This is a genomic window from Acidobacteriota bacterium (assembly GCA_020845575.1).
Lineage (GTDB): Bacteria > Acidobacteriota > Vicinamibacteria > Vicinamibacterales > Vicinamibacteraceae > Luteitalea.
This window is the reverse complement of the sequence record JADLFL010000024.1, coordinates 25,489-51,021: the sequence shown is the minus strand read 5'-3', so window position 1 is coordinate 51,021 and position 25,533 is coordinate 25,489. Positions and strand designations below refer to the sequence as shown.

21 protein-coding genes and 2 other RNA genes are annotated in these 25,533 nt (G+C 68.3%); 15 read left to right on the top strand and 8 right to left on the bottom strand.

Going from position 1 to position 25,533, the window contains the following annotated elements:
* Positions 1-8: 8 nt before the first annotated feature.
* From zapB to IT182_07565, 7 genes are all read left to right on the top strand, one after another.
* On the top strand, positions 9-284 hold the full coding sequence (gene zapB / locus IT182_07595; protein ID MCC6163197.1) for a cell division protein ZapB: 276 nt from the start codon (positions 9-11) through the stop codon (positions 282-284).
* A 2-nt stretch (positions 285-286) separates the two neighbouring features.
* Positions 287-640: a cell division protein ZapA gene (locus IT182_07590; protein MCC6163196.1), complete on the top strand. Its 354-nt coding sequence runs from the start codon at positions 287-289 to the stop codon at positions 638-640.
* Between the two features lie 30 nt (positions 641-670).
* A non-coding RNA gene (ssrS, locus tag IT182_07585) (6S RNA) lies at positions 671-856 on the top strand.
* Between the two features lie 119 nt (positions 857-975).
* Positions 976-2,550 carry a ribonuclease Y gene (gene rny, locus IT182_07580; GenBank protein ID MCC6163195.1) on the top strand — a complete coding sequence of 525 codons (1,575 nt, stop codon included), beginning with the start codon at positions 976-978 and terminating at the stop codon, positions 2,548-2,550.
* 56 nt (positions 2,551-2,606) lie between these two features.
* The gene (thiL, locus tag IT182_07575; protein MCC6163194.1) at positions 2,607-3,653 is read left to right on the top strand and encodes a thiamine-phosphate kinase; all 1,047 of its coding nucleotides are present in this window, start codon (positions 2,607-2,609) and stop codon (positions 3,651-3,653) included.
* Positions 3,644-4,282, top strand: a complete 639-nt coding sequence (locus IT182_07570) for a 3D domain-containing protein (GenBank protein ID MCC6163193.1) — start codon at positions 3,644-3,646, stop codon at positions 4,280-4,282. Before thiL ends, IT182_07570 begins: the two co-directional genes overlap by 10 nt.
* A gap of 5 nt (positions 4,283-4,287) precedes the next feature.
* Positions 4,288-5,031, top strand: coding sequence for a class I SAM-dependent methyltransferase (locus IT182_07565; protein MCC6163192.1), 744 nt, complete (start codon positions 4,288-4,290; stop codon positions 5,029-5,031).
* 79 nt (positions 5,032-5,110) lie between these two features.
* Here IT182_07565 and rfaD read toward each other — a convergent pair whose 3' ends face one another.
* Genes rfaD through IT182_07550 form a run of 3 tightly spaced genes read right to left on the bottom strand, consistent with a single transcriptional unit; the run spans position 5,111 to position 9,667 of the window.
* On the bottom strand, positions 5,111-6,109 hold the full coding sequence (gene rfaD, locus IT182_07560) for an ADP-glyceromanno-heptose 6-epimerase (protein ID MCC6163191.1): 999 nt from the start codon (positions 6,107-6,109) through the stop codon (positions 5,111-5,113).
* Position 6,110: 1 nt separating this feature from the next.
* On the bottom strand, positions 6,111-7,904 hold the full coding sequence (locus IT182_07555; protein MCC6163190.1) for an ABC transporter ATP-binding protein: 1,794 nt from the start codon (positions 7,902-7,904) through the stop codon (positions 6,111-6,113).
* Positions 7,905-7,909: 5 nt separating this feature from the next.
* Positions 7,910-9,667, bottom strand: coding sequence for an ABC transporter ATP-binding protein (locus IT182_07550; protein MCC6163189.1), 1,758 nt, complete (start codon positions 9,665-9,667; stop codon positions 7,910-7,912).
* A gap of 175 nt (positions 9,668-9,842) precedes the next feature.
* Between IT182_07550 and IT182_07545 the strand changes: the two genes are divergently transcribed.
* Entirely contained in the window at positions 9,843-10,670 is an 828-nt protein-coding gene (locus tag IT182_07545) for a hypothetical protein (protein ID MCC6163188.1), read from the top strand.
* Positions 10,671-10,720: 50 nt separating this feature from the next.
* Here IT182_07545 and IT182_07540 read toward each other — a convergent pair whose 3' ends face one another.
* Entirely contained in the window at positions 10,721-13,363 is a 2,643-nt protein-coding gene (locus IT182_07540) for a hypothetical protein (protein ID MCC6163187.1), read from the bottom strand.
* A 26-nt stretch (positions 13,364-13,389) separates the two neighbouring features.
* Between IT182_07540 and IT182_07535 the strand changes: the two genes are divergently transcribed.
* The 3 genes from IT182_07535 to IT182_07525 all read left to right on the top strand — a co-directional run bounded on the left by IT182_07535 (position 13,390) and on the right by IT182_07525 (position 18,064).
* Positions 13,390-15,129, top strand: a complete 1,740-nt coding sequence (locus IT182_07535; protein MCC6163186.1) for a hypothetical protein — start codon at positions 13,390-13,392, stop codon at positions 15,127-15,129.
* Complete coding sequence (locus IT182_07530; GenBank protein ID MCC6163185.1) at positions 15,096-16,772, top strand: hypothetical protein; 1,677 nt, start codon at positions 15,096-15,098, stop codon at positions 16,770-16,772. Before IT182_07535 ends, IT182_07530 begins: the two co-directional genes overlap by 34 nt.
* Positions 16,773-16,927: 155 nt before the next feature.
* Positions 16,928-18,064 (top strand): aminotransferase class I/II-fold pyridoxal phosphate-dependent enzyme, encoded by a 1,137-nt coding sequence (locus IT182_07525; protein ID MCC6163184.1) that lies wholly within the window; start codon positions 16,928-16,930, stop codon positions 18,062-18,064.
* 18 nt (positions 18,065-18,082) lie between these two features.
* On the opposite strand, the gene IT182_07520 is transcribed toward IT182_07525, so the two are convergent.
* The 3 genes from IT182_07520 to IT182_07510 form a co-directional block, all read right to left on the bottom strand.
* The gene (locus tag IT182_07520) at positions 18,083-18,631 is read right to left on the bottom strand and encodes an ECF transporter S component (GenBank protein ID MCC6163183.1); all 549 of its coding nucleotides are present in this window, start codon (positions 18,629-18,631) and stop codon (positions 18,083-18,085) included.
* 9 nt (positions 18,632-18,640) lie between these two features.
* The gene (locus IT182_07515; GenBank protein MCC6163182.1) at positions 18,641-20,974 is read right to left on the bottom strand and encodes a transglycosylase SLT domain-containing protein; all 2,334 of its coding nucleotides are present in this window, start codon (positions 20,972-20,974) and stop codon (positions 18,641-18,643) included.
* A 170-nt stretch (positions 20,975-21,144) separates the two neighbouring features.
* Positions 21,145-22,461: a hypothetical protein gene (locus IT182_07510; protein ID MCC6163181.1), complete on the bottom strand. Its 1,317-nt coding sequence runs from the start codon at positions 22,459-22,461 to the stop codon at positions 21,145-21,147.
* Between the two features lie 299 nt (positions 22,462-22,760).
* On the opposite strand from IT182_07510, the gene ssrA reads away from it, so the two are divergent.
* Positions 22,761-23,118: a transfer-messenger RNA gene (gene ssrA / locus IT182_07505) on the top strand.
* A gap of 142 nt (positions 23,119-23,260) precedes the next feature.
* Here ssrA and IT182_07500 read toward each other — a convergent pair.
* Entirely contained in the window at positions 23,261-24,076 is an 816-nt protein-coding gene (locus IT182_07500) for a site-specific integrase (protein MCC6163180.1), read from the bottom strand.
* A gap of 20 nt (positions 24,077-24,096) precedes the next feature.
* On the opposite strand from IT182_07500, the gene IT182_07495 reads away from it, so the two are divergent.
* From IT182_07495 to IT182_07485, 3 genes are all read left to right on the top strand, one after another.
* Positions 24,097-24,606, top strand: coding sequence for a hypothetical protein (locus tag IT182_07495; protein MCC6163179.1), 510 nt, complete (start codon positions 24,097-24,099; stop codon positions 24,604-24,606).
* Between the two features lie 119 nt (positions 24,607-24,725).
* On the top strand, positions 24,726-24,995 hold the full coding sequence (locus IT182_07490; GenBank protein ID MCC6163178.1) for a CopG family transcriptional regulator: 270 nt from the start codon (positions 24,726-24,728) through the stop codon (positions 24,993-24,995).
* Positions 24,982-25,350 (top strand): type II toxin-antitoxin system RelE/ParE family toxin, encoded by a 369-nt coding sequence (locus IT182_07485; GenBank protein ID MCC6163177.1) that lies wholly within the window; start codon positions 24,982-24,984, stop codon positions 25,348-25,350. The genes IT182_07490 and IT182_07485 overlap by 14 nt, the downstream gene beginning before the upstream one ends.
* Positions 25,351-25,533: the final 183 nt, after the last annotated feature.

Genomic DNA, 25,533 nt, shown 5'->3' with positions numbered 1-25,533 from the left:
GTTCGCACATGAGCACCACCGTGACGGCCGCCGACCTCGGCGTGGTCGAGCGCCTCGACGAGAAGATCCGCCAGCTCATCGCGCTGGTCGAGAAGAGCCGCGCGGAAGCCAGCCGCCTCCGCACGGACAACGATCGGCTCACGCGTGAAGTGGATGCCCTCCAGGCGCAGCTCGCCGATGCCGAAGGCGTGGCCGTGGAACTGCAGTCCCTGCGTGATGAACGCGATCAGGTGCGGGCACGCGTCGCCGACATGCTCGCGCAACTCGACGCACTCCAGATGTAGACGTGAGGGTCAACGCCGCCTCCCCCGTGGACGATGACACGCCGCTCGCCGAGCAGGCGGGGCCCACGCACGTCGTCATGGTGGACATCCAGGGCCTGCGCTATCCGGTGCGCAGCGCGCTCGATCCGTCGTACGTCCACACGCTGGCGCGCTATGTGGACGGCACGATGGAAGCCGCGTCGAGCGCCGTGCCGATCGGCGAATCGACCAAGCTCGCGGTGCTCGCGGCGCTCAACATCGCCGACGAGTGCCTTCGCGGCCGCGACGAGGACACGCGCGTGGCCGCCGAACTCGTGGACCGCGCGGCCGCACTCGAGCACCTCATCGACGCCGTCCTGGCACGGCATGGCGGCTGACACCACACGGAGGCCCCGTGCTACCATCGGGGTTGCCTGCGTTGTGCGTGATGGGTAGAGGATCGCTTGAGCCGATGTTCTTCACCCCAAGCGAATCGCGAGGGCCGCGTGGTGTGCATGCCTCCGCAGAGAGGAAGCCTGAAGCGCGGCTTTTACAGTGGTTCCACCTGCTTCTGCAGGTTCAACGACCTCCCCACACGGCAACGCGGGGTTGATCGCCTGCGGCGCTCCCCAGCCAGCCGCACACGCCCCCGTCAGGGCGACTGCGACACGCTCCCGTTCTCCTCGCGCTTGCCTCGGCGAGGGTGTTCGGGTGACAGTCGACAGGATTCATCTTGGCCCAGTTGAACTCGCTCGAAGTGCTCGGTCTGGTACTGGACGGCGCGGCGGCTCTCGCCGTGCTCGTGTGGCTGAACATCGCGCGCAAGCGCCTGTCTGCCGACGCGGCACACGCGCGCGAGGAAGCCGCCCGCATCATTGCCACCGCCGAACGCGACGCCGAGTCGCAGCGCAAGGAAGCGGAACTGGCCGCCAGGGAGCGGGCGCACGCCGTGTTCGTCGATGCCGAGCGCGCCGCACGCGATGTCGAGCGCGAGGCGCAGACCACCGCGCAACGGGCTGAGGAGCAGGCCCGTGCGTCAGTGGAGCGTGCGGCGGCGCTGCTGCACCTCGAACAGGACCTTGCGCGGACACGCGACGACCTGACCAGGCAACGCGCGGAGGTCGACGCCACGGCGCAGGCCATCGCGGCCCGGCACGCCGAAACCATCGGGGAACTGCAACGCGTGGCCGGACTCACCGCCGACGCGGCCCGCGCCGAATTGCTGCGTCACATCGAACACGACGCGCGGCGTGACGCGGCACACCTCCTGAAGCGGCTCGAAGCGGAGGCGCGCGAGCAGGCCGCCGCACGCGCGCGACAGATCGTCACCGACGCCATCCAGCGCAGCGCCGCCGAACACGCCATCGAGACCACCGTCTCGGTCGTCGATCTCCCCAGCGACGACATGAAGGGCCGCATCATCGGACGTGAAGGCCGCAACATCCGCGCGCTCGAACAGGCGACAGGCGTCGAGCTCATCATCGATGACACGCCGGGCGCGATCATCCTGTCGAGTTTCGATCCCTTCCGCCGGGAGATCGCCAGGCAGGCCATCGAGCGCCTGCTCGCCGACGGACGCATCCACCCCGCGCGCATCGAGGAAGTCGTCGAGAAGGTGAAGTCCGAGCTCGACGACACGGTGCGGCGTGAGGGTGAGACGGCGGCCTTCGAACTCGGCCTGCACGACGTCCACCCCGAGTTGCTCACGCTGATGGGCCGACTGAAGTTCAGGACGAGTTACGGACAGAACGTCCTGAACCACAGTCGCGAGGTCGCCTGGCTCGCCGGCATCATGGCGAAAGAACTCGGCCTCGACCAGCACGTCTCCGTACGCGCGGCGTTCCTGCACGACATCGGCAAGGCGATCGATCGCGAGATGTCGGGCACGCATCTCGAGCTCGGACTCGACGTGCTGCGCAAGCATGGCGAACGGCAGCCCGTACTCGACGCCGTCGCCGCGCACCACATGGACATCGACTGGCCGTCGCTCGAGGCGATGATCGTCCAGGCCGCCGATGCCATCTCCGCGGCTCGCCCCGGTGCTCGCCGGGACATCCTCGAGTCGTACGTGAAGCGTCTGGAGAAGCTCGAGAGCATCGCGAGCAGCTTCAAGGGCGTCTCGCGTTCGTTCGCGCTGCAGGCCGGTCGCGAGATCCGGATCATGGTGCAGAGCGACGAGGTGTCCGACGAGGATTCCGTGTGGCTGTCCAAGGACATCGCACGACGCATCGAGAACGAGCTCGAATACCCCGGCCAGATCAAGGTCACCGTGATCCGTGAGACGCGTGCCGTGGAGATCGCGCGCTGACCATGGAGCCGCGGATTCCTCAGGGTTGGCGACACGATCCGTCCGCCACCTGTGACATGGTGGGCGAACACGCGCTCATCGAGTGGATCGCGACGCGGGGTCAGCCGACGTCTGACGAAGTGCGCGTCGGCATCGGGGATGACGCGGCAGTGCTCGTCCCGCGGCGCAACCACGTCGATGTGCTGACGACAGACGTGCAGGTGGACGGCGTGCACTTCACGCGCGCGCTCAGCCGCGCGGCCGACGTCGGCCATCGCGCCTTGCACGTGAACTTGAGCGACATCGCGGCCATGGGCGCCGTGCCGCGCATCGCCCTGCTCTCACTCGGTCTGCCCCCTCATCTCGACGCCCTGTGGGTTGCGCAGATGGTGGAGGGCCTGGTCGAGGCCGCGCATGCCACGCAGGTACAACTCGTGGGCGGCAACGTCTCGCGATCGCCGGTGTTGTTCGTCGACGTCACGGTGAGCGGTGCCGCCAAACCGAGGCAAGTGCTGCGTCGAGCCGGTGCGCGAGCCGGCGACCAACTGTACGTGAGTGGCACGACGGGTGCGGCGGCCGCTGGACTGGCGTGGCTCACGCACGTGCGCGCCGGCGCCGCACGCAACGCCGACCATGAGCCGGCCGTGTCGCAGGCACTGGCCGACGCCATCGCCAGGTACCGTCGTCCGGAGGCGAGGGTCGCGCTCGGCCTGCAGGTGGCCCGCAACAGGGCCGCGTCGGCCTGCATGGACACCAGCGATGGCCTGGCCGACGCGCTGCGCCAGTTGGCCGCGGCCAGCGGCGTGGGCGTGCGCGTCGAGGCCGCGAGCGTGCCTGTCTCTCCCGCCGTGGCGGATGTCGCCGCGACGACGGGCACCGCGGCAGACGCCCTGGTCTGGTCCGGCGGCGAGGACTACGAGCTGGTGTTCGCGGTTCCGCGACGCATGCGGCGGCGGTTCCTGCATGCCACGAGCCGGAAGGGCCTGCCGCCCGTCACCAGGATTGGCGTGTGCACGAAGGAGGCCGACCTCCTGATCGTGCACGCGGATCAGTCGGAGACACCGCTCCCGGGCGGGTACGTCCACTTCGCCGACGCCGCGCAGGAGTCCGAGTCGTGCTCCTGACCCGTTCGCTCAAGCGGCGCATCGTCGTGGCGGCAGGGGCGGCACTCGGCTTCGTCCTGTTGTACGAGAGTCCGATCTTCGACTCGCAGTACCTGCCCAAGGCCCTCCGTCGTGCCAGCCGGGCCGACACGCCATTGATGCCACCGGGACTGCCCGACCCGCTCGACGTCGCATCGCCGGCGCCGGGCCTGCGCCTGCGCTACCGCTCCACGGCCTATTGCAAGGGCACGACGACGGCGTCAGGCGCCGGTATCCAGACGGGCATCGCGGCCGCCGACCCGGACCTGCTGCCCGTGGGGTCGGTGATCCGCGTGGAAGGGCTCAGCGCGCGCTACAACGGCATCTACACGATTCTCGACACGGGCCCGCGTGTGAAGGGTCGCCAGATCGACATCTACATGTGGAACTGCAACGAGGCGCTCGCGTTCGGCCGCCGGACGATGCAGATCCAGGTGATGCGGCTCGGGTGGAATCCGCGTCAGAGCACGCCCGAGCGCGTGGGGCCGGAGTTCAGACGACGCGAGGCCGAGTTGAACACGTTGCCGCCTGCGCCAGCGGACGCCCCATCCAGGACCCCATCGTCTCCGGCACCGGACGCCACACCGGTGCCGTCGCGCCCAGATTCGTAGCCAACATGGATCTTCTGCTCGAAGCCACACGCCGCGCCGAACGCGAGCACTTCTGGTTCAAGGGATTTCGCGCGTTCGTCGCTCCTGTCGTCGCACGGGCCGCCGCAGCGCATCCGCCCGTCAGGCTGCTCGACTGCGGCTGCGGTACCGGCGTGAATCTGCCGATGCTGGCCGCGCACGGCAAGGCGTACGGGTTCGACCTCACGTGGACGGGTTTGAAATTCGCCAAGGATCACGGCGAACAGCGCCTGGCACAGGCCAGCGTGGTCGCGGTGCCGTTCCGTGATGGTGCGTTCGATCTCGTGACCTGCTTCGACGTGCTGCAGTGCCTCGCACCCGACGCAGGACGCATGGTGCTGCGCGAGTTCAACCGCATCCTCGCGCCTGGTGGTCAGCTGGTGATGAATGTGGCGGCGCTCGAGTTGCTCCGCGGCGATCACGCGGTGCTGGCCGAAGAGGTTCACCGTTACGAGCGCGGCGAGTTGCACGCCATGGTCGAGGCCGCAGGCTTCCACGTGGCGCGCATGACGTTCACCAACGCGTCACTCTTCCCCGTCATGTTCGGCACGCGCTGGTGGCAGCGGCGCCGTGGCCTGAAGCCTGCCGACCAGGCGCAGGACGAGATCACCATCCCCGCCGCGCCAGTCAATCACGCGCTGACAGCACTCCTGGCCTGCGAAGCCGCGCTCGTCCGCCGCCTCGACATGCCGATCGGCAGTTCGCTGCTGGTCCTCGCGCAGAAGCGTTGATTCGCCACGGGGTGACACCCGTGGCCTCCATGCGGCACACACCGTTCGGCACGCGGAGCCGCCGGATTGCGTCCGGCGGTCAGACGGCTTCGTCGCCGAGGTGGCGGTCTCGCACCAGATAGTCGCGGACGTACTCGGTGACGGCGGTAGCCAGCGGCGTTGGCGTCTTCGCATATCCACTCGCGCGCAGGCGCGCGATGTCGGCCTGCGTGTGGTACTGGTACGTGCCGCGCAGTACCTCCGGCATGTCGACGAACTCGATGCGCTCCGGTACGTTCAGCGCGGCGAAGATCGGCCTCACCAGATCGAGCCACGTGTGGGCCTGTCCCGATCCCAGGTTGAACAACCCGCTCGCGCCGGTCGCGGCCACGTGGAGCGTCATGTCCACGATGTCCTTCACGTAGACGAAGTCGCGCTGCTGCTCGCCGTCGCGATAGTCGGGGCGATGACTCCTGAACAACCGCACCGTCCCGTTCGCCCTGATCTCCGCGCACGCCTTGTCGACCACCGAGCGCATGTCGCCCTTGTGGCTCTCGTTCGGCCCGAAGACGTTGAAGAACCGGAGGCCGGCCATCCGCTGCAGGAGACCGTTGTCTCGCGCCCAGCGATCGTGGATCAGCTTCGAATACCCGTACATGTTGAGCGGACGCAGCGTCTCGATGCGCGCCGCATCATCGTCCATGCCGGCCGTGCCATCGCCGTACGTCGCGGCAGACGACGCGTACACCACGCGGGCACCATGACGATCGGCCCACAGGCACAGGTCCTTGCTGAACTCGTAATTGTTGCGCACCAGGTACGACGCGTCCTGCTCGGTGGTCGCCGAACACGCGCCCATGTGGAGCACGAGATCGAAGTCTCCGAGCGTGCCGGCGTCGAGCCGCGGCAGCAGGTCGTCGGCTTCGACGTAGTCCTCGAACCGCAGCGCGCGAAGGTTCCGCCACTTCGCGTCCGTCCCGAGACGATCGGCGATGACGATGCGCGACGACCCGCGCTCGTTGAGGCCCCACACCAGCGCGGATCCGATGAAGCCGGCGCCGCCGGTCACGAGAACGCGTGCACGTTCGAGATCGATCACGTCATGCTTCTCCGGGAACGGGACGCAGCGGCGGCACGTCTGCCGCGTGCGTCTGGTACTGCAATTGGTACAGCCTGTGGTAGATACCACGCATCGCGAGCAGTTCCTGGTGCGTGCCCGCTTCCCGCAACTCGCCGCGGTGCAGGACGAGGATGCGGTCCATGTCCTGGATCGTGGAGAGCCGGTGCGCGATGGCGATCGTCGTCCGGCCCTCCATCAGGACGCGGAGGGCGTCGCGGATCAGCGCCTCGGTCTCCGTGTCCACGCTCGACGTTGCCTCGTCGAGCACGAGGACCCGCGGATTGAACGCCAGGGCACGCGCGAACGAGAGCAGTTGCTTCTGTCCGACCGACAACGTCGCGCCACGTTCGGCGACAGGCGTATCGTACCCGAGCGGCAGCGCCGCGATGAACGCATCGGCATGAACGGCCTCCGCCGCGCGGCGCACGTCGACATCGCTGATGTCCTCGCGTCCGAGACGGATGTTGCCGGCGACGGTCCCGGAGAACAGGTAGACGTCCTGCAGCACGAGCGCGAACTGCGAGCGGAGATCGCGCAGATCCATCTCGCGAATGTCGGTGCCGCCGATGGTGATCCGCCCGCACCTGACGTCGTAGAACCGGAGAAGCAGGTTGATGAGCGTCGACTTGCCCGAGCCCGTCGCGCCGACGATCCCTATGCGCTGCCCTGGCTCGACGACGAATGACACGTGCTTGATGACGTCCACGCCGGCCGTGTACGCGAACGACACGTCGTCCACGACGATGCGGTCGGAGCGCGCGGGAGTCCCCTTGCCTGACGTGATTTCGACAGGCGCATCCAGCAGTGCGAACAGTCGCTCGGACGAGGCCATCGCGGCCTGCAGCAGGTTGAACTTCTCCGACATGTCGGAGATGGGTTTGAAGAAGCGCTGGGTGTACTGCGTGAACGCGACGAGCGTGCCGATGGACAGCGCGCCGGTCACGACCCAGATACCGCCGAACCACACGATGAGCGCCGTCGACATCGCGCCGATGAACTCGATGGCCGGGTAGAACACCGCGTAGTAGTAGATCGATCGCAGGTTGGCGTTGCGGTGCTCGGCATTGAGGCGATCGAAGTCCGCGAAGTTGCGCGCCTCACGCCGGAACAACTGCACCGTGGCCATGCCGGTGAGGTTCTCCTGGAGGAAGGCGTTGAGACGCGACACCCACGTGCGCACTTCACGGTACGACTCGCGGACGTTGCGGCGGAACCACTGCGTGACGAGCAGGATCAGCGGCAGGACGCAGAACGTGAGGAGCGCGAGTCGCCAGTCCAGCGTCATCAACACCACGATGATGCCCAGCAGCGCGAGCACGTCGCCGAACACCGACACGACGCCCGAGGTGAAGAGGTCGTTGATGGCGTCGACGTCGCTCGTCACACGCGTCATCAGACGGCCGACGGGATTGCGATCGTAGAAGGCCACATCGAGCCGCTGCAGGTGGTCGTACACCTGCCGGCGGAGGTCGTGCATGATCCGCTGCCCGATCATCTGCAGCGTCACGGTCTGGATGAACTCGGCGGCGAACACGCAGACGAGCGTCCCGAGGTACAGCAACGCCACCCGGCCGACACCGGCGAGGTCGCCGTGCGTCATGTACGCGTCGATGGCGAGGCGCACGAGGATCGGCTGCGCCAACTGGAAGCCGACGCTCGTCACGATCGCACAGAGCGCGACACACGCGCGCCAGCGGTACGGACGCATGTAGCCGAGCAGACGTCGCATGAGGCGGCCGTCGTACGCCCTGCCGAGGATCTCGTCGTCGTGCATCGACGTCACGAGACCGCCAGTTCGGCTTCGAGCTGCTGCTGCCGCACCAGTTCGCCGTAGAGTCCGCCCGCCGCCGCGAGCGTGTCGTGCGTGCCGCGCTCGACGATGCGTCCCTCGTCGAGCACGATGATCCGGTCGGCGTGCCTGACGGCGGAGATGCGATGCGCCACGATGATGGTCGTGCGATTCGCGGTGACCTGCCGCAGGCGGACCAGGATCTCTTCTTCCGTGTACGTATCGACGGCCGACAGCGCATCGTCGAACACGAGGACGGGGGCGTCGGCCATCAGCGCGCGCGCAATCGCCGTACGCTGCTTCTGTCCGCCGGACAACGTGAGTCCGCGCTCGCCCACGCGCGTCATGTAGCCGTCGGCGAACTGCCGCACGTCCTTGTCGAGTCGGGAGAGCGCCGCCGCCTCGCTCACGCGGCGGGTCCGCTCGTCGTCGGACAGATCCCCCGCGCCGAACGCGATGTTCTCCTCGATCGACGAACTGAAGAGGAACGTCTCCTGCGGCACGAACGCCATCGCCCGGCGAAGGTCGGCGAGCGGCACGTCGCGTACGTCGCGGCCGTCGAGAAAGATGGTGCCGCGCGGCGGCTCGTACAGGCGGACGAGCAGGTGGACGAGCGTGGACTTGCCGCTGCCCGTCGCCCCGACGATGGCGAGCGTCTCTCCGGCTGGCAGGTGCAGATCGATGTCGCGAAGGACCGCCGGTCCGTCGCCGTACGCGAACGTGAGGTTCGCCACGCGCAGGTCGCCGTGGACGGGCTGCGCCAGCGGTACGAGTCCGGGAGCGTCGACGATCGACGGCGACGTATCCATCACCTCGAGCATGCGTCGCCACGACGCGAGCCCGCGCTGGAACATGTTGGTGACCCAGCCGAACGCGATGAGCGGCCACGCGAGGTGGCCGAGATAGCCGTTGAACGCCACGAACTCGCCGAGCGTGAGGGATCCGCGCACCACTTCACGGCCGCCGAGGTAGAGGAAGGCGGCGATGCCGACTCCGAAGCCAAGGGTCATGCCGGGATAGAAGAAGGCCTGCAGGATGATGAGCGAGCGGTTGCGTGCGACGTACTCGTCGTTGGCCGCGAGAAACTTGCGCCGCTCGGCGTCTTCCTGGCCGTAGGCCCGGACCACGCGCACGCCCGCGAGCGCTTCCTGCGCGATCGCGCTGATCTCCGACAGTTGCGCCTGGATGCGCTCGAAGCGATCGTGGATGGCCTGGCCGAAGTACTTGACCATGATCGACACCAGGGGCAGCCCGGTGACGACCAGCAGCGTGAGCCGCGCGTGGATGAGCGCCATCATCGTGACGCCCGCGACGGCGAAGACAACGGTGGACGAGGTGTACATTGCCGCCGGACCGACCATCATGCGCACCGCGCCGAGGTCCGACGACGCCCGCGACATGAGGTCGCCGGTGCGTGCGCCGTCGAAATATTCGCGTGGAAACCGCTGGAGGTGCGCGAAGAAGTCCGCGCGCATGTCGTACTCGATCTCCCGCGACGCGCCGATCAGCTGCCGCCGCATCGCATAGCGGAACACGCCGCCGCAGGCCGCGATCGCGAGCAGCGCGAATGCGTAGAGACCCAGCTCCTGCCTGGAGATGCCGGCGGTGATGTCGTCCACGGCATACTTCAGCACCCACGGCGTGAGGAGCGAGAAGAGGTTGGAGGCGACGGCACAGCCCAGCCCGATGATGATGGGACGGCGGCGCCGCCGCAGGTACGGCCACAGCCGGCGCAACGCGGCAAGCACGGAGTCATTATAGAAAACCGGCAACGGGCAACCGGCAACCGGACAGCACGGGCGGACGGCAACGGGCAACCGGGCATCGGGCACCGGGCACCGGGCATCGGGCATCGGGCATCGGCATTCAGCATTCCCGGTATTCCCCTACAGTCCCGTGCGGGACCGACCGATAGGGGTCCGTATGAAGGTACTTCGCCCGCTCCGGAGCCTCGTCACGGCCCTGCTCGTCCTCGCGGCCAGCCCGGCCACCGCGCAGTACACGGCACTCCAGAACCGGTCGTCCGGTCAGGCGGCTGTTGGTGAGGACTACAACGTCGAGGTGGCGGTCGGCTTGTGGAAGCCGACGCCCGCGATCATCTTCTCGAGCGAACAGTTCGGCATTCCGGGCTCGACCATCGGCCTGCAGGACGACCTCGACACGGAGAACAAGACATTCCGCGACTTCAGGCTCGTGCTGCGGCCGGCGCGCAAGCACAAGCTGCGCGTGGAGTACATCCCGATCGTCTTCGACGTCGACACGACGCTGCGGCGCTCGCTGGTCTTCAACGGCAACCTCTACTCGGTGGGCCTGCCGGTGACGGGCGAGTTCAAGTGGGACGCGTGGCGCTTCGGGTACGAGTACGACTTCATCCACCGCGATCGCGGGTACCTGGGGCTGCTTCTCGAAGCCAAGTACACGCACGTGCGCGCCGAACTCACGTCGCAACTGGCGAGCGAGTTCGCCGAGGCGAAGGCGCCGATTCCCGCCGTGGGGCTCACCGGCCGCGGCTACGTGACGCGCAACGTGGCGGTGGGCGGCGAGGTCTCGCTGTTCCGCCTGCCATCGGGCGAGGATCGCGATTACACCGGCAAGTACTACGACTACGATTTCTACGGCACGATCAACTTCACGAACAATTTCGGCGTGACGGGCGGCTATCGCAAGCTGCACCTCAGCTATCAGGTGGACAGCGACTTCGGCGAGTTCCGCATGAATGGCATGTACGTGATGGGCGTCGCGCGCTTCTGACCCTTCATTCCTGCCAGGTGTAGCCGCCGGATTTCATCGGGCGGACAGCGTCAGGGCAGTCTCGATTCGCTGATCCACGCGGCGAGATAGCGCGCGTCGCTGCTGCCTGGCGTGGACAGCGACGGCCTGAATCCGCCGCGTGTGCGCCACGTCAGGCGTCCGCGATCGGCCTCGACCGTCACGACGCGCGTCTCTCCGGCCTTCAATCGCACCTCGCCACGACGGCTCCCCACCCAGGACACGACGACGTCGGCATCTCCCGCGCGCACGGTCAGTTCGCGCGGTCCCGGTGCACTGGTGCCAACTGTCACGGCCCCGTCTCCGCCCAGCCAGACGCCGCCAGGCTCCGGATGGACCCCCTCGTCTGGCAACAGCCACACATCCGGGCCCATCTCGTGCACGCGAGTGACAGCGGGCACACCGGGCGTCTCCCGGACGTCGTCCACCGTGATCCACGTACGCGAGTCGGCAGCCAACGCGTCAGCATTCCCCTTCACGACAACGTCGTTGGCGGGCAGTGGTAGCACGAACGACACGGAGGGCGTCGCGTCAGACTGTGCAAGCTCGGCAACGAACCGCGATACTCGCTCTTCGCCGAGCGTGAGCCCGAGCCGAGCCTGCGGCACGCGGCTCGACGAGAACAGCCTGTAGCGTCCCGCGGGCAGTCCATCGAGCCGCAGGGCGACGTACGCGCCCTTCGTGCGCGCGGGAGGCGACGCGATCTCGACATCGAACCAGTTGCGCGTGTTCCCCACGTCCGGTGGGGCGATGGCGACGAGCGTGCGCGATGGCCGGGCGCGCTGCTCGACGAAACGGACCTGCGACGCCGCCGGTGCGAGCCCGCTCACGCCGTGCGCCCACCAGACCGTGGCCATCGCCGACGGCACCAGCACCGCGACGGTCAGCATCGCCACGAGCGGCGTGCAGCGCGCGTACGCCTCGAGCCATCGCCAGACGCCCCACGCTGCGGCAACGGTGGCCAGCCAGACGACGGCGTCACGGAGGACGATGGCTGGCGGGTCCCTGTGCGCCGCCGGCAGCGCCGACACCAGGTCCACGAGCGGGCTCACCCACTCGGCCCACTCCGCCTGGCCGTCGCGCACGTTGTACGCCAGCGCCCCGCGATCGACGGCCACCAGCATCACCGTCATCGCGAGCGACACGACGAGAAGCGTTAGCGCCAGATGACGCGATGCGCGCGTGGAGAGTGAGTGCCAGCCGAGCGCGACCAGCGGCGCGAGTGGCAGCACGATCGGGACGAGGAAGCGCGCAGGGGCCGACAACCCGCCCCACCACATGCGATAGGCGCCGACAACAGCGGTGTACAGGCCCGCGAGCAGCAGCACCGCGAGGGCACGATTCCAGTTGGCCGTCGACGCGTGGCGCACGCGTGGCCGGATCGCCACGGCGGCCAGGCCGAGGATCGGCGCGGCGGCGAGCAACCCGAACTGCTGATCGAACAGCAATCCCGGGAGTCCGGGCTTCAGGTGCGCGAACGCCATCTGCGTGTACGCCCCGTAGGGTGCCGATGGACTCGGCGTGCCGTAGATGACGAGGAAGAAGCCGAACCACGCGAGTGCGCTCAGGAGGCCAATCGAGCCGAAGGCGAGGACACGCCGCCCGGCGCGCTGGGTGCGCGCGGGATCCGGCGCAGGGCGCTCCACGAACAGTCGCGCGAGGACGAACACACCGAGACCGACCGACAGGATGGCGTACCGCGTGTGCAGCCACGGCAGGACACCGAGCGCCAGGGCCGCGACCGCCGGCCGGATTGGCGCGTCGCGCACGAGCATCCAGACCACCAGCAGCGCGAGGACCGAGGCCGGCGCGTCGGGAAACACCGCGGCGCCATGCAGGAAGAATGGCGCCGCGCCGACAGTGGCCGCCGTGCCGATCCAGCTCGCTCGCGCGTCGTGCGTCACGTCCCAGCCAGCGCGCCAGGCGAGCCACGCGCCCGCCATCGCCATCAGGATCAATGTCGCGATGGCACCTCGATAGCCTCCGACCGCGAACGCGGGTACCAGCGCCGCCGGTAGTCCGGGTGCGTGGACCGAGTAGATGGCGCCATCAGTGCCGCGCTGCAGATAGCTCGGCGGGAGCACGCCCGGGTGGTACACGGCGTAGTCCGCTCGAGCGTGGTTGTTCTCGATCCGGATGTCCCGGTCGAGCAGGAGGCTCTGCGTGATGACGAGGTAGTCGGGCTCGTCGCCCTTCGGGTGCTGTGGCGCCGTGTGCCACGCCGTGATGGTCAACGCCACGCCCGTCGCAAGCGCGGCGATGAATGGCGCACGCGCGCGGCACGCGAACGCGCGGGACAGTACCGGCGGGACGATCGCACCCCAGAGGCGCCGGCATGCGTCAGCAGACACGTACGCGACGCACGTGACCCACCAGAAGACGGCCAGCGGCCCCGTCCACACCAGCGACGCGACAGGGACGTCGACCGGCAGCCAGGGCATCACGACAGGCACGAGAACGATCGCGACGTGCGCGACGCTGGACCACCGGCGCTCGCGCAACGCGAACGCGCTCACGACAAACAGGCAGGCGAGGACAGCGAGAAACGCGGCAGGAAGGCCGATCAGCCCGATGCGGTCAGGTGTCTCGATGGACCTGGCCGTGACGATGCCGGTGGCGAACCACCCCGCGACGAGCAGCGCCGTGGCGACGGCCGTCGGCACCAGAACGCGCATCGGCGGGCATGCTACCATACGCCCGCATGCCGCTCGGACGCACCGCGACATGGAGCGTCCGCGTGGCGCTGGGCGTGCTCCTTGCCGTCGCCATGACATGGCCGATGGCCGCGAGATTCGGCAGCGCCGCGCGCCTGAATTTCGGAGACGGCGAGTGGAGCCTGTGGAGCGTCACGTGGGTCGCGCACGCGCTCACCACCGAGCCGACGGCCCTCTTCCAGGCCAACATCTTCCATCCCGACCGCGACACGCTCGCCTACTCGGAAGCCAACGTCGTCACGGGCGCGCTCGGCGTGCCGTTCCACCTCGCGACGGGTGGCAACCCCTACGCCACGCACAACGGCGCGATCATGACGGGACTCGTCCTGTCCTTCGTGCTGGCGTGGGCGTTCGCCGAGTCACTCGGCGCCACGGCCGCCGCCTCCGCGGCGTTCGCCATCGCGTTCACGTACTGTCCGTACCTCTTCGCTCGCACCGCGCACATCCAGTTGATGATGACGTTCGGGATGCCGCTGGCACTGCAGGCCTTCCATCGCATCGTCGAGCGGCCCACCGCGCGCGGCGGAGCGTGGCTCGGCGTGGCGCTGGCCATCCAGGCGCTGGCGTGCGCGTACTTCGGCATCTTCGCGGGCCTCACCGTCGGCCTCGGTACCGTGTTCTACGGCGTGTCGCGCGGACTCTGGCGCGTCAGGTCCTACTGGACCGCGATCGCGACAGGCGCCGTCACGAGTCTGGCGATCGTCGGCCCGTTCTTCGTGCCATATGTCCGCGTCAAGCAGGACTTCGGCTTCACGCGATTGCTCGAAGACGCGGCGATGTACTCGGCGGACTGGCAGGCCTGGCTCGCCTCGTCGGCGTGGGCGCATCGGTGGATGCTGCCGTGGCTCGGCCAGTGGAACGAAGTGTTGTTCCCGGGCTTCCTGCTGACGGCGCTGGCTGTCGTCGGACTCGTCGTCGGACTACGGCGGCAGAGGCTCGGGCTCGGAGAGCCGACCCTGCCCTCGTCCTCCGACGTCGAGGCAGAGTCGGCTCTCCGGGCCCGACCCGACTTGCTGCTCGGCCCCGTACGTCGGCGTGAGACGACGCTGTTCTACGGGCTCGTGGCGGCCATCGCGTTCTGGGCGAGTTTCGGACCGAAGGCCGGCCTCTACACCGTCCTCTACCACGCCATCCCCGTCTTCACGTTCCTGCGCGCCCCGGGACGCTTCGGCATCCTCGTCGTGCTTGCGCTCGGTGTCCTGGCCCTCGTGGCGCTGCAGACGCTGCTCGAACGGCGCACCCCGCGCACGCGCACGATCGCGAGCGTGCTGGTCGCCGCGCTGTTCTGCGCCGAATACGCGACGGCACCCATCCGTCTGGAGAACGGTCCCACCGTCCCGGACGTCTACCGTCGGCTCGCCACGCTGCCGCGTGGGGCCGTGGTGGAATTGCCGTTCTGGTACATCCGCAGCGACTTCCCGCGCCACGCGCGCTACATGCTGTACTCCACGTACCACTGGCAGCCGATGGTGAACGGGTACAGCGATCACATTCCGCAGTGGTTCCGCGACGAGGTCGTGCGCATCAGCAGTTTCCCCACGGCCGATTCGCTGCAGGTACTCGTCGATCGTCATCAGGCGCGATACGCCATCTTCCACGCGCGCCTGTACGACAGCGTCAGCCGCCAGCGACTCCGCGAGCGACTGGAGCAGTACGCGGCGTACGTGCGTCCCGTTTCCATCGAAAGCGACGTGTGGCTCTACGAGATCATCGGAGTGCCGCGGTAGCACACGACGACGCGCCGTCGCGTCGCGCCATCGCGCTGACGGGCGTGCTGTTCGTGGCGCTCGCGCTCCTGCACACGTGGCCGCTCGTCACGGCGCCATCCACACTCTCGCGCACCGACAGCGCGGACGGACTCCTCAACCAGTGGATCCTCGGATGGGTCGCGCACGCGCTCGTCACGCACCCGTTGTCGCTGTTTGACGCCAACATCTTCTACCCCGAGCCGCGGACGCTCGCGTTCTCCGAACATCTCGTCGTCCCCGCGCTCTTCTCTGCACCGGTGGTCTGGGTCGGAGGGTCGCCGGTGCTGGCCTACAACGTCACGCTCTGGTGCGGACTCGCCCTCACGGGCCTGGCGATGGCGCTCGTCGTACGCCGCTGGACGGGCGACTGGTATGCGGCCATCGCTGCCGGAAGCCTCGCGGCGTTCAACACCGACACACTCACGCGCATGGCGCACATCCAGGCGATGCACCTGGAGTTCCTGCCGCTCGCGCTGCTCGCACTCGACGATGTGGTGAGGCGGGGGTCGCGACGTGACGCGGTGCGGCTGGGCCTGTGGAGCGCGCTCCAGATGCTGTGCTCCGGCTACCTGCTCGTGATGACGGCCATCGCCCTCATCGCCGGTGCCATCGCGCGGATCGGCGAGTGGACGGGCCAGCAGTGGCGTACGCGCATGCCACTGCTGGCCGGCGCGGCGCTGGGCGCGGTGCTGCTCGTGTCGCCGTTCCTGTACCAGTACTACGAAGTGCGACAGGACCAGGGGCTGACGCGATCGGTCGACGAGGTGCAGCGCTACGCGGGAACGTGGCTGAACTTCGTGGCCACCGGCGCACGTGTCCACTACGAGACGTGGAACGCGCCGCTCTATCGCGACGCGAACTCCGCCGCGTTCCCTGGCGCGGTGCCGTGGGGGCTGGCACTGCTCGCGATCGGCTCCGGCCTTGCGTGGCGCGACGCTCGCGCACGGATGTGGCTCGCCATCGGCATCGCCGGCGCCGCGCTCAGCTTCGGTCCGTCACTGCCCGGTTACACGTTCCTCTACGACACGATTCCGGTGCTCCAGGGTATCCGTGCCGTCGCACGCTTTGCCCTGCTCCCGCTCCTCGCCGTGGGCGTCGTCGGTGCGTTCGGACTGGCGGGATGGCGCGCGCACCTCATGGCGTCGCGCCGCGTACGCGCCGCACACATCGTCGGCGCCCTGGTTGTCGTGGCGGTCAACGTGGAGAACGCCCGCGTCCCGATGGCGTTCGTGCCGTTCGAGGGAATCCCGGCCGTCTACAAGGCGCTCGCGGACGTCCCGCACGCCGTCGTGGCGGAATTGCCCTTTCCCGAGCCGGAACGTGTTGCCGTGAATGCTACCGCCGTTCACGCCTCGGTCGCGCACTGGAAGCCGCTGCTCAACGGCTACTCCGGCTACACGCCGCGAAGCTACGTGGAGCACTATCTGGCCTTCGAGTCGTTCCCCGCTCCATCAGCCATCGACACCCTCCGCCGCGCCGGCGTCACCCACATCGTCATCGACGCCATCAGCCATCCCGACGTCGTCGCCGCCCTGAGCCGCATCGACGGCGTGACCCTGTTCGCCTCCGACACCCGCAGGCGGGTGTACGTGATCGACAACGCCGGCAACCGGACACACTGACCCTCGGCCGCTCAGAGGTGGCCACCAACGCCAGTGTCACGTGCCGGGGGCATTCAACCGGTTGCCCGTTGCCCGTTGCCGGCATTCGTCATTACCCTGTCCCCGTGTACGTATCAGAGAAGGCGTCCCGCTTCACCGAATCGGTCATCCGCGAGATGACGCGCGTCGCGCTCGCGCATGGCGCCGTCAATCTCTCGCAGGGTTTCCCTGACTTTCCCGCACCCGAGGAAGTCAAGGCTGCCGCGATGCGCGCGGTGGCCGACGATATGAACCAGTACGCGGTGACGTGGGGTGCGGCACCGTTGCGAGCCGCGATCGGCGAACACATGCGGCGGCACTACGACGTTGCGATCGATCCCGACCGCCAGGTGACGGTGTGCTGCGGATCCACCGAAGCCATGATCGCGACGCTCCTCGCCACCGTGGATCCCGGCGACGAGGTGATCGTCTTCGAGCCGTTCTACGAGAACTACGGCCCCGACGCGATCCTGTCGGGCGCCACGCCACGCTACGTGCGGCTGCACGAACCCGACTGGTCGATCGACCCCGACCAACTGCGCGCGGCCGTCACGACGCGCACGCGCGCCATCATCCTCAACTCGCCGCACAATCCCACGGGGAAGGTCTTCTCGCGCGACGAACTCGCGCTCGTGGCCGCGCTCTGCCACGAGCACGACCTGCTCGCCATCACCGACGAGATCTACGAGTTCATCGTGTACGGAGACGCACGGCACATCCCGCTGTGCACGCTGCCAGGCATGGCCGATCGAACCGTGACGATCAGCAGTCTCTCGAAGTCGTTCAGCGTGACGGGATGGCGCGTGGGCTGGGCGATTGCGCCGCCGGCGCTGGCCGGCGCGATCCGCAAGGTGCACGATTTCCTCACCGTGGGCGCGCCGGCGCCGCTGCAGGAGGCCGCGGCGTTCGCGCTGCGGCTGCCCGACACGTACTTCGGGTCGCTGGCCGCACACTACGATGCCCGCCGGCAGCGATGCGTGTCCATGCTCGACCGATGCGGCTTCGCGCCACACGTGCCGGACGGCGCGTACTACGTGATGACGGACTTGCGCGAGCCCGTGGCCCGGGCGCGCGCCCGCGGCAAGGGGCCCGACGCAGACGACGATGTCAGCGTGGCGCGCTGGCTGGCCGCCGACGTCGGCGTGGCGGCCGTGCCTGGCAGCAGTTTCCATCGCCCCGGCACCGGCGGACGCCACAGCCTGCGGTTCTGCTTCTGCAAGAAGGAGGAGACGCTCGCCGCCGCCGAAGCGCGCCTCCTGGTCCGCTTTGCCTGACGGACTCGCACGTCGCCCCTAGGCTCGCTGTTCGCGCTTCACCCAGTAGTTGGCCAGCAGCGGCAGAAGCACGACCTGGGCCGCCGCCGCGGCGAGGCCGGGAACCATCGCGGCTGTCAGGTACGTCGCAAACGGCGTGGCGATCGCGCCGGTGCCGAGCATGACGGCGAGGAACACGAGCCGGCCGCCGACAACCGAGGCCAGCGTCGCCAGGAAGCGGCCACGACCGAGTCCTTCCACCATGAACCCCGCGATCGCGCCGTACGCGGCGAGCTCGAAGGTCATCGACGGCAGCACCTCGGGACGCGGCATGCCCGCGATCAGGTAGCTCACGATCGGCGATGCCGCGCCAATCACCGCGCCGGACCGCCACCCGTACACGAGACCGGCGAGGATCGCGGGCCAGTGCATCGGAAGGAGTTGCCGGACGGGCAGGCCGAGCGCGTGGATGGCCGCGGGCAGCAGCCAGGCCGCGCAGAGCACGAGGCCGAACTGGATGGTCAGAGCGCGTGGCTGCCGGGCCGGCAGCGTCCACGCCGGGGCGTTCGCTGAGAATGTATGGGCCACGCCCAGATTCTACTCTGCCAACACCTTCGCGTAGAGGCGACGGTAGTCCACGGCGGTCCCGAGGATCTTCTTCACGTAGATCTGCGTCTCCGGGAACGGGATGTCGTCGATGAACTCGGCCTGTTCGACGCCAGGACGTTCGGCCTTCCACCGGATCACGCGCGCCGGGCCGGCATTGTATGCGGCGAGCGCGTACGGGACGCCGCCATGGTTCCGGATCAGCCCGGCGAGGTGGCGCGTGCCGAGGCGCACGTTCGTCTCGGGATCGGTCAGCATCTGCGTCCGGAACACCGCCACGCCTTCGGTGCGGGCAATCTGCCGGCCCGTAGACGGCAGGATCTGCATCAGTCCCCAGGCGTTGGCCGGCGACTTCACATCGGCCACGTACGAGGACTCCTGGCCGATGAGCGCCGCCACCAGGAAGGGATCGACCTGATTCTGCGTGGCGTAACGCTTAATGAGCGGCACGTAGTCGAGCGGGAAGATGACTTCCTGAATCTCGCGCGGGAGTGCGTCGCCGTCCACCGACAGATACTGCGGATACGCCTGGCGCATCGTGTTGATCGCCGGCCGGATCTCGCCCTGCTGCCGGTAGACCCACGCGAGCGTGGCATCGAGCTTCGGCGAACGGCCATGCGCGCGCTGCGCGTACGCCATCTCCTGGATCGCCTCGTCGAACATGCCGGCCGACACGAGCCACGAAATCATCTCCGCCGTCGGCGGCTCATCGTCGGTGGCCAGCGTGCCGATGGAGCCCGTCGCATCGCGTGACGCGGCGACGGTCGCGTCCTCGTTCGTGGCGGCACCATCGTCGGCAGTCGAAGGACCCGACAGGGTTCCGCCGATCGTCGCGACGTGCACGCTGGCCACGAGGCTACGGTCGGAGGGCACCGGCGCACCGAGTCGCGTGAGCGCGTCGGCGGCGAGGCGCCCGTAGTAGGACTGCAGGTAGTCGACGGCGGCGATGGTCAGACGCTGGCGCGCCCCGTCGGTGTCGCCGCTGCGTTCACGCGCGCGACCCGCCCAATAGAGCCATGCCGGGCGCGTGTTCGCGCGCGGGATTGTCGCTGCCGCAAGTTCGAAGACGCGAGCCGTCTCATCGAAGCGCCCCGTGCGGTAGCACCACCAGCCGTACTTCCACGCGGCGCGCTCGGCGAATCGCCCGGATGGATTGCGGTCGAACAGCTGGCGGAACGTGGCGGCGGCGTCCGCGTCGGCGTCCGCCCTGATGAGAGCGGTCCCCTGCTCGTTGAGCGCGCGTTCCACCCACACGTCGGCGGCAGTACCCGGTGCCAGGGCCACGAGCGCGTCGAACGCCTGGCGTGATTCCGCGGCGTTGCCGAGTTCGCGACGCGCCACCATCAGCAGGTACTGCGTCTCGCCTGGCGCCACGCCACGGCTCGCCAACTCCGTCAGCGCCCCGGCCATCGTCGCGCACCGCTTCTGCGCACAGACGGCCTCCGCGAGACGCAGCCGCACGCGGTCCAGACGCGCCTGTCGCTCGCCGGCCTCGGCCGTGGCTGGCGCGATGGCCTCGAGACGTCGAAGGGCGCCCTCGGCGTCGGCACGCCTGCCTGCCGCAAGCAGCGCCTCGGCGCGCGTGAAATCGCGCGGGAATGCGTCCGGTGTGCCGACCGTGGTGCCCTGCAGCGTGAGATCGGCCTGCCGGCGGGCCGGCTCGGCGAGGTTGCTCGTAGGGAATTCGTAATAAAGACGCAGCCACAGGCGCGCGGCCTCGTCCGGACGTCCCGCCGCACGCAGGGCGGTGGCCCACTGATCGAGCACGACGTCCCTGTTGCTCGTGAGCCCCGGGTACAGGTCTTCGAGCACCAACGCGGCGCCAGCCGGATCGCCCAGACTCAGGGCGGCTTCGGCTTCGGCGCTCAGAGCCAGTTGTCGCAGGCGCCCCGCACTGAGCGAGCGACGCAAGCTCTCGAGTCGCGCACGTGCAGGGGCAGACTTGCGCAGGCGCAGATCGGCGAGGGCGCGATAATACTCGGCGTAGGGTTCGAGGGGTGTGCCACCGAGATCCGCAGTGGCAAGTGTCGACGCGGCCGCGTCGAAGCGATTCGCGCGCGTGGCCTCCGATGCCGTGCGGAGCGCGCGAACGCCGGCGCGCTGCGCAATGCGCTGACGGGCGTCGGTGTCTGGGACGAGCCACGCGTCTTCGATCCGCGCGGGCACAGGAAGATGTGCCGTCGGCGCGACCTGCTGCGCGGCCTGTGTCGTGTAGGACACGCGCGGCTGCCACGCGCTGCCGATCCAGCCTGCCGAGATGAGCGCCGCCATCCCGATGGTGGCCGGTACCAGCACACGTCCCGTCACTCGCTCACGCTTCACCATGCCCGATGCCCGTTACCCGATGGCCGATTGGCTTCACTCGACGAAGCCCATCATCACACATCCGTCCCGACTACGCGCTTCGCGCTTGGTCGAGACAGGCTCTCGTCATTCGCCATCCGGTAGTCGGCCCGCCGTCGCGTCTTCGTCGCTGCGGCGCGGCAGGCATATTCCTACGAGCCTGTCTTCAGCAGCTCGGCGTCGCCGTTGGCCAGGGTGCGGATGATCTCTTCGTCAAACAGTGCGTCGCGTCCAGGCAGCGCGTCAGCCACGCGCTGCAGGTACTGACGACGAGCGCGATCGATGTCGTCGCCAAGCCGTGTGCCGAGATCGCCCTGTGCGCGACCTTCCATCACGTCGGCTTCCTTGTTCAGACGAATCTCCGAGACGAGCAGTCGCGCCACGCGGCGAGCCTGCTCGATGGCGTCGCCGACGGGCGTGTCGAGCGTGGGGCGCTGCACCACGCGCAGGTGCGGCGGCATCGGCACGACAACGGCGGGACGCTGTGAACGCGCGTAGCCGGCGGCGCGCATGGCCGTGAGCGTTTCGAGGCAACGCGCCGCGTGACGCGCGAGGATCTCCACGCCGTCGGTCCACCCGGGCGTGAGGCCCGCGCCATCCGCCCCACCATCGGCGTAGGCGAGCGCCGCCACCTGTCCGCCGATCGCCACGGGCACGGCCAACCCCTGCTGCCCTGCCGGAAGCACGGCAAGACCGAGCACAGTGCGCTCGTCCGATGCCGCTTCGACGACGGCCGGCGCGGCAGTATCGAGGATCGCCTTGAGATCGTCGTGCTCCGAGAGACGCAGATCGGCGCCAATCGCGGGCGCATCCTGCGCAAGGCCGTTGCGGCGCCACACGCGGGCCGTGTCGTCCTGCACCACGAGCACCGCACTGCGCGGCGCCTGCGCCGTGAGGCCGTCACTCAACACGTCGAGCACCTCACTCAACGTCGCCGCATCGTCCATGCGCGTGAGTGTCTGGGCGAGCGACTGCATGCCGGCCGCGGTATCCCGCGCTGCGGATGATGCGTCGGCCCGCGCGACAGCCTGCCCATCGCGCGACTGCGCCTGGCGAATGACGTCGGTGAGGGCCTGCTCGGCCTCGCCGAGGGCGCCATCGGCGTCCTGGCGGAGCTGTGCGAGCGCCGCCGTGTGTGCCTCGGCGGCGCTGGCGAGCTGACGCTCGAGTTGCTCGAGGGCCGATGCGTGCGCCTCGCGATCGGAGACGACCTGCGCCTCCAGGTCGGCGAGCCGGCGGTCGCGGTCGTCGATGTCCGCGCGCGCCTGGGTCACCTGCTCCTCGAGGGACCTGGCGGTCTCCTCGAGCGCGCGCGTCGCGTCTGCGTACGCAGCGTCCGACTCGGCCGCCGCGGCGACGGTTTCGGCGCGAAGTTCGTCGGTGATGGTGGCGATCCGGGCGCGGACGTCCTCGTCCAGGCGGCGAACGGCCGTGCTGACGGCCTCGGTGATGCGGGTCTCGATCGACATGGTCGTCCTGGATGGCGAGCGTCTGCTCCCACGCGCGACTGGCTGGCCGTGCGGGGATTATGCGAAGCGCATACCACCTCGTCAAGGCGCGCAAATCACCGGGATTTCCGCGCGAATTCGCGTTGACCCCGACGTTCTCGCGACGTACACTTGCAATATCGTCAGCAAGGGCCCTTGCCTCCAATCGCAGTTTCTGCGCAGGGGTCGGCTGACCGACAGCGGGTCGCGGTGAGATCGTGGCGTCAGTGCTGGCACGGGAGTGTTCAGAACTGGCGGCAGGCCGCTGCGGCATCTCTTGTGGGGGCGTCACGGCTTCGACGGAGGTGTGGACCCGTGGAATGCGTGCCGAGGACTCCGAGCTTCCTCGTAAAACCGTTCGGAAACCAAATGTAACTGCGGAACCGCAGCTTGCACTCGCCGCTTAATTGACGGCGACGCGTCGCTCCAGAGCGCCCTCGACCGGGGATGACGCGCCATTCAGAGGGCTGGCCCCCGCCGGGTGTTCCGGCAAGCGGGGGTGAGATCCACCGGGACTGGCTGCCAGCTTTTTCTCGTCGCTCTTCGAGGCTGGTGGTGAGATTGCAAGAGCGGACACGCACGTAGAGTTCTGCGGCGATGCGCCCTCGGACGCGGGTTCGACTCCCGCCGCCTCCACCAACCTTCGCTCGCGATTCAGGCGAAGGTTGCCCACCGTAGCCTTCGGCGAAGGTGGGCCTGCTCAGTCACTTGCGAGCTTCGGCTGGCAAGCCAACCTTTGCTTCGACTGAGCCTCTGACCTGCCCCGTTCCCGCCGCCTCCTCTATTTCTCCACGGCGGCGGCCACCTCCGTTCCTGTCTCCAGCAACCTGATGGTCGCGTCGATCGCAGCCGGGCTCAGGTGCATGTAGCGCTGCGTGGTCGAGAGGTCCTGATGTCCGGCGAGCTCCTGAATCGCCCTCGCCGGCGCCCCACGCATCGCCAGGTGCGAACAGAACGTGTGTCGCAGGATGTGAATCCCCGGCTTCACGTTCGCCCGCCTGGCAGCCCGCCGCACGGTCACCTGGACGACCTTCTGCGTGACCGACTTGCCGTCCCGGTCGCACAGCACCCGCTGGCTCCGCAGGTGCCGCGCGCCGTTCAGCGCCTCGGCCAGTCGCCGAGTCAACGGCACGTATCGCAGCCGTCCACCCTTCGGCGCAGTCACGTGCCCTTTCCATTCGGATTGGGCGGCGCACAACTGCCGCTTCTTCTGATCGACGTTGGACCACTCGAGCGCCATGATCTCGCCGCACCGGAGGCCCGCTTCGCCGCCCAGCAACACGATCAGGTACGCCAGGTCGTCCTTCCGCGCGGCTTCGACCAGCCGCTCGTACGCCTCGAAGTCGTGAAACGCGGCCGTCGCCTTCGGCGTCTTCAGCAGCTTGATCGTGCAGGGGACGCGTTCGATCACGTCCCATTCGACGGCAGTCCGTAGCATCACGCTCAGCGCCGTCAACACGTTGTTGACGGTCTTCGGTGACCGGGCCACCATCGCCGACTTCAGGTGCTGCAGGTCTTCGGTCGTGATCGTGTCCAGGCGCCGGTCTCCAAAGAGCGGAAACAGATGCACCCGAATCGCCACTTCCTTCGACGACACGCCGCTCGGCTGAGCAGCTCGTGCTGCTCATCGAGGGCGACGACGCGACGGGCCTCTTCGACCTCACCCGACCGGAGTGCTCGGAGACCGCGCGCCGCAACACGAACATCTTCCAGAGCGTCATCCGCGCCGCCGACGACTCAGTGCCCTTCGCCGAGCACCTGATCCACCGCACCGAGAAGGGCCATCTGGTGCGCAGCAAGTCGGAGCTGGTGATCGCAAACATGCTGTTCCAGCTCGGCATCCCCTACGAGTACGAGCGCGTGCTGGACGGGACGATCGCGGCGGGCCGTCTGCGCCCCGACTTCTCGTTCGTCACCGCCGATGGCGACCTGCTGGTTTGGGAACACCTCGGGATGCTCAGCCGCCCCAACTACAAGCGCGGCTGGGAGTGGAAGCGAACCTGGTACGGGAAGAACGGGTTCGCCGAGGGCAAGACGCTCTTCACGTCAGCGGAGGAGGACGGCAAGGGCCTCGACTCGGCCGAGCTGAAGAAGACCGCCCTGACGATTAGGGGGTGCCTCGAATGATGGAGGACGAATTCCAGTGCGGTGGACGGCCTCCAACGATCGGCAGGGGGTCTTATTGGCGGAACAATGGGCAATAGTTGCGACAGCTGTGCCCATCTCGTGCGACAATGAAGGCTCCCATGTCCGAACGTATCAACGCCCGCCTGTCCCAGCCCTTGGCCGAGTTCGTCGAGCGGATGGTCGGCGAAGATGGCCTCTATGAGACTCCCAGCGAATACGTGCGTGATCTGATCCGCCGCGACATGGAGCGGCGCGAGGGAGCGATCGTGCAGGACGCCATCCTGAGCGGCTACCGCGACGTGGCGGCCGGCCGCGTCTTTGCGTCGAGCGGCGACTTCAAGACTGATATGAAGACGCTCGACCGCAAGGAAGCCGATGGCTGGAAATGACGGGCCACCGGCCGCGACTTTCCTGCTGACTCGCACGGCGGCGCGCGACCTGCGCCGCATCCACGCGCGGTCCCGCCGTGAATGGGGCAAGGACGTGGCCGACCGCTACCTCGCCGACCTGTACGCAGCGTTGCGCGATGCAGCGGTCAGCCCGGACCAGGGGCGCCTTCGGCAGCACCGCTCGGCTCCTTTCCTGATGATCCCTGCGCGGCAGCACTTCGTGATCTACGACCTCATGCCGCAGGGCATCGTCGTGCTGACGGTGCAGCACCAGGTGCGCGACATCGAGACGCTGATCGCCGAGTTGCCCCCTGCCTTCCATGCCGAAGTTGAACGGCTGAAGCGGAAAGGTTGATCGTGCCGTGTTGGAGGCGGCGGGCACGGTGTCCCGCCGCCTCCTCTATCTCTCCAGGAACACGGACGAAATCGGGTGAATCGAGGGGATGCGAGTGGAATCGGCAGCAGTCGATAACCTACTGACCTCACGCGACTTGGCCCAGAAGCCGGCCACCATCAAAGACTTATGAAAACCCGCCAA

Bases quoted from the DNA above. Each gene is read 5' to 3' on its own strand.
- IT182_07490 (MCC6163178.1), top strand. From the start codon at position 24,726: ATGTCCGAACGTATCAACGCCCGCCTGTCCCAGCCCTTGGCCGAGTTC.
- IT182_07555 (MCC6163190.1), bottom strand. From the start codon at position 7,904: ATGCACGACGACGAGATCCTCGGCAGGGCGTACGACGGCCGCCTCATG.
- IT182_07565 (MCC6163192.1), top strand. From the start codon at position 4,288: ATGGATCTTCTGCTCGAAGCCACACGCCGCGCCGAACGCGAGCACTTC.
- IT182_07485 (MCC6163177.1), top strand. From the start codon at position 24,982: ATGGCTGGAAATGACGGGCCACCGGCCGCGACTTTCCTGCTGACTCGC.
- IT182_07540 (MCC6163187.1), bottom strand. From the start codon at position 13,363: ATGCGCGTTCTGGTGCCGACGGCCGTCGCCACGGCGCTGCTCGTCGCG.
- IT182_07535 (MCC6163186.1), top strand. From the start codon at position 13,390: ATGCCGCTCGGACGCACCGCGACATGGAGCGTCCGCGTGGCGCTGGGC.
- IT182_07515 (MCC6163182.1), bottom strand. From the start codon at position 20,974: ATGGTGAAGCGTGAGCGAGTGACGGGACGTGTGCTGGTACCGGCCACC.
- IT182_07525 (MCC6163184.1), top strand. From the start codon at position 16,928: ATGACGCGCGTCGCGCTCGCGCATGGCGCCGTCAATCTCTCGCAGGGT.
- zapB (MCC6163197.1), top strand. From the start codon at position 9: ATGAGCACCACCGTGACGGCCGCCGACCTCGGCGTGGTCGAGCGCCTC.
- thiL (MCC6163194.1), top strand. From the start codon at position 2,607: ATGGTGGGCGAACACGCGCTCATCGAGTGGATCGCGACGCGGGGTCAG.
- IT182_07510 (MCC6163181.1), bottom strand. From the start codon at position 22,461: ATGTCGATCGAGACCCGCATCACCGAGGCCGTCAGCACGGCCGTTCGC.
- IT182_07545 (MCC6163188.1), top strand. From the start codon at position 9,843: ATGAAGGTACTTCGCCCGCTCCGGAGCCTCGTCACGGCCCTGCTCGTC.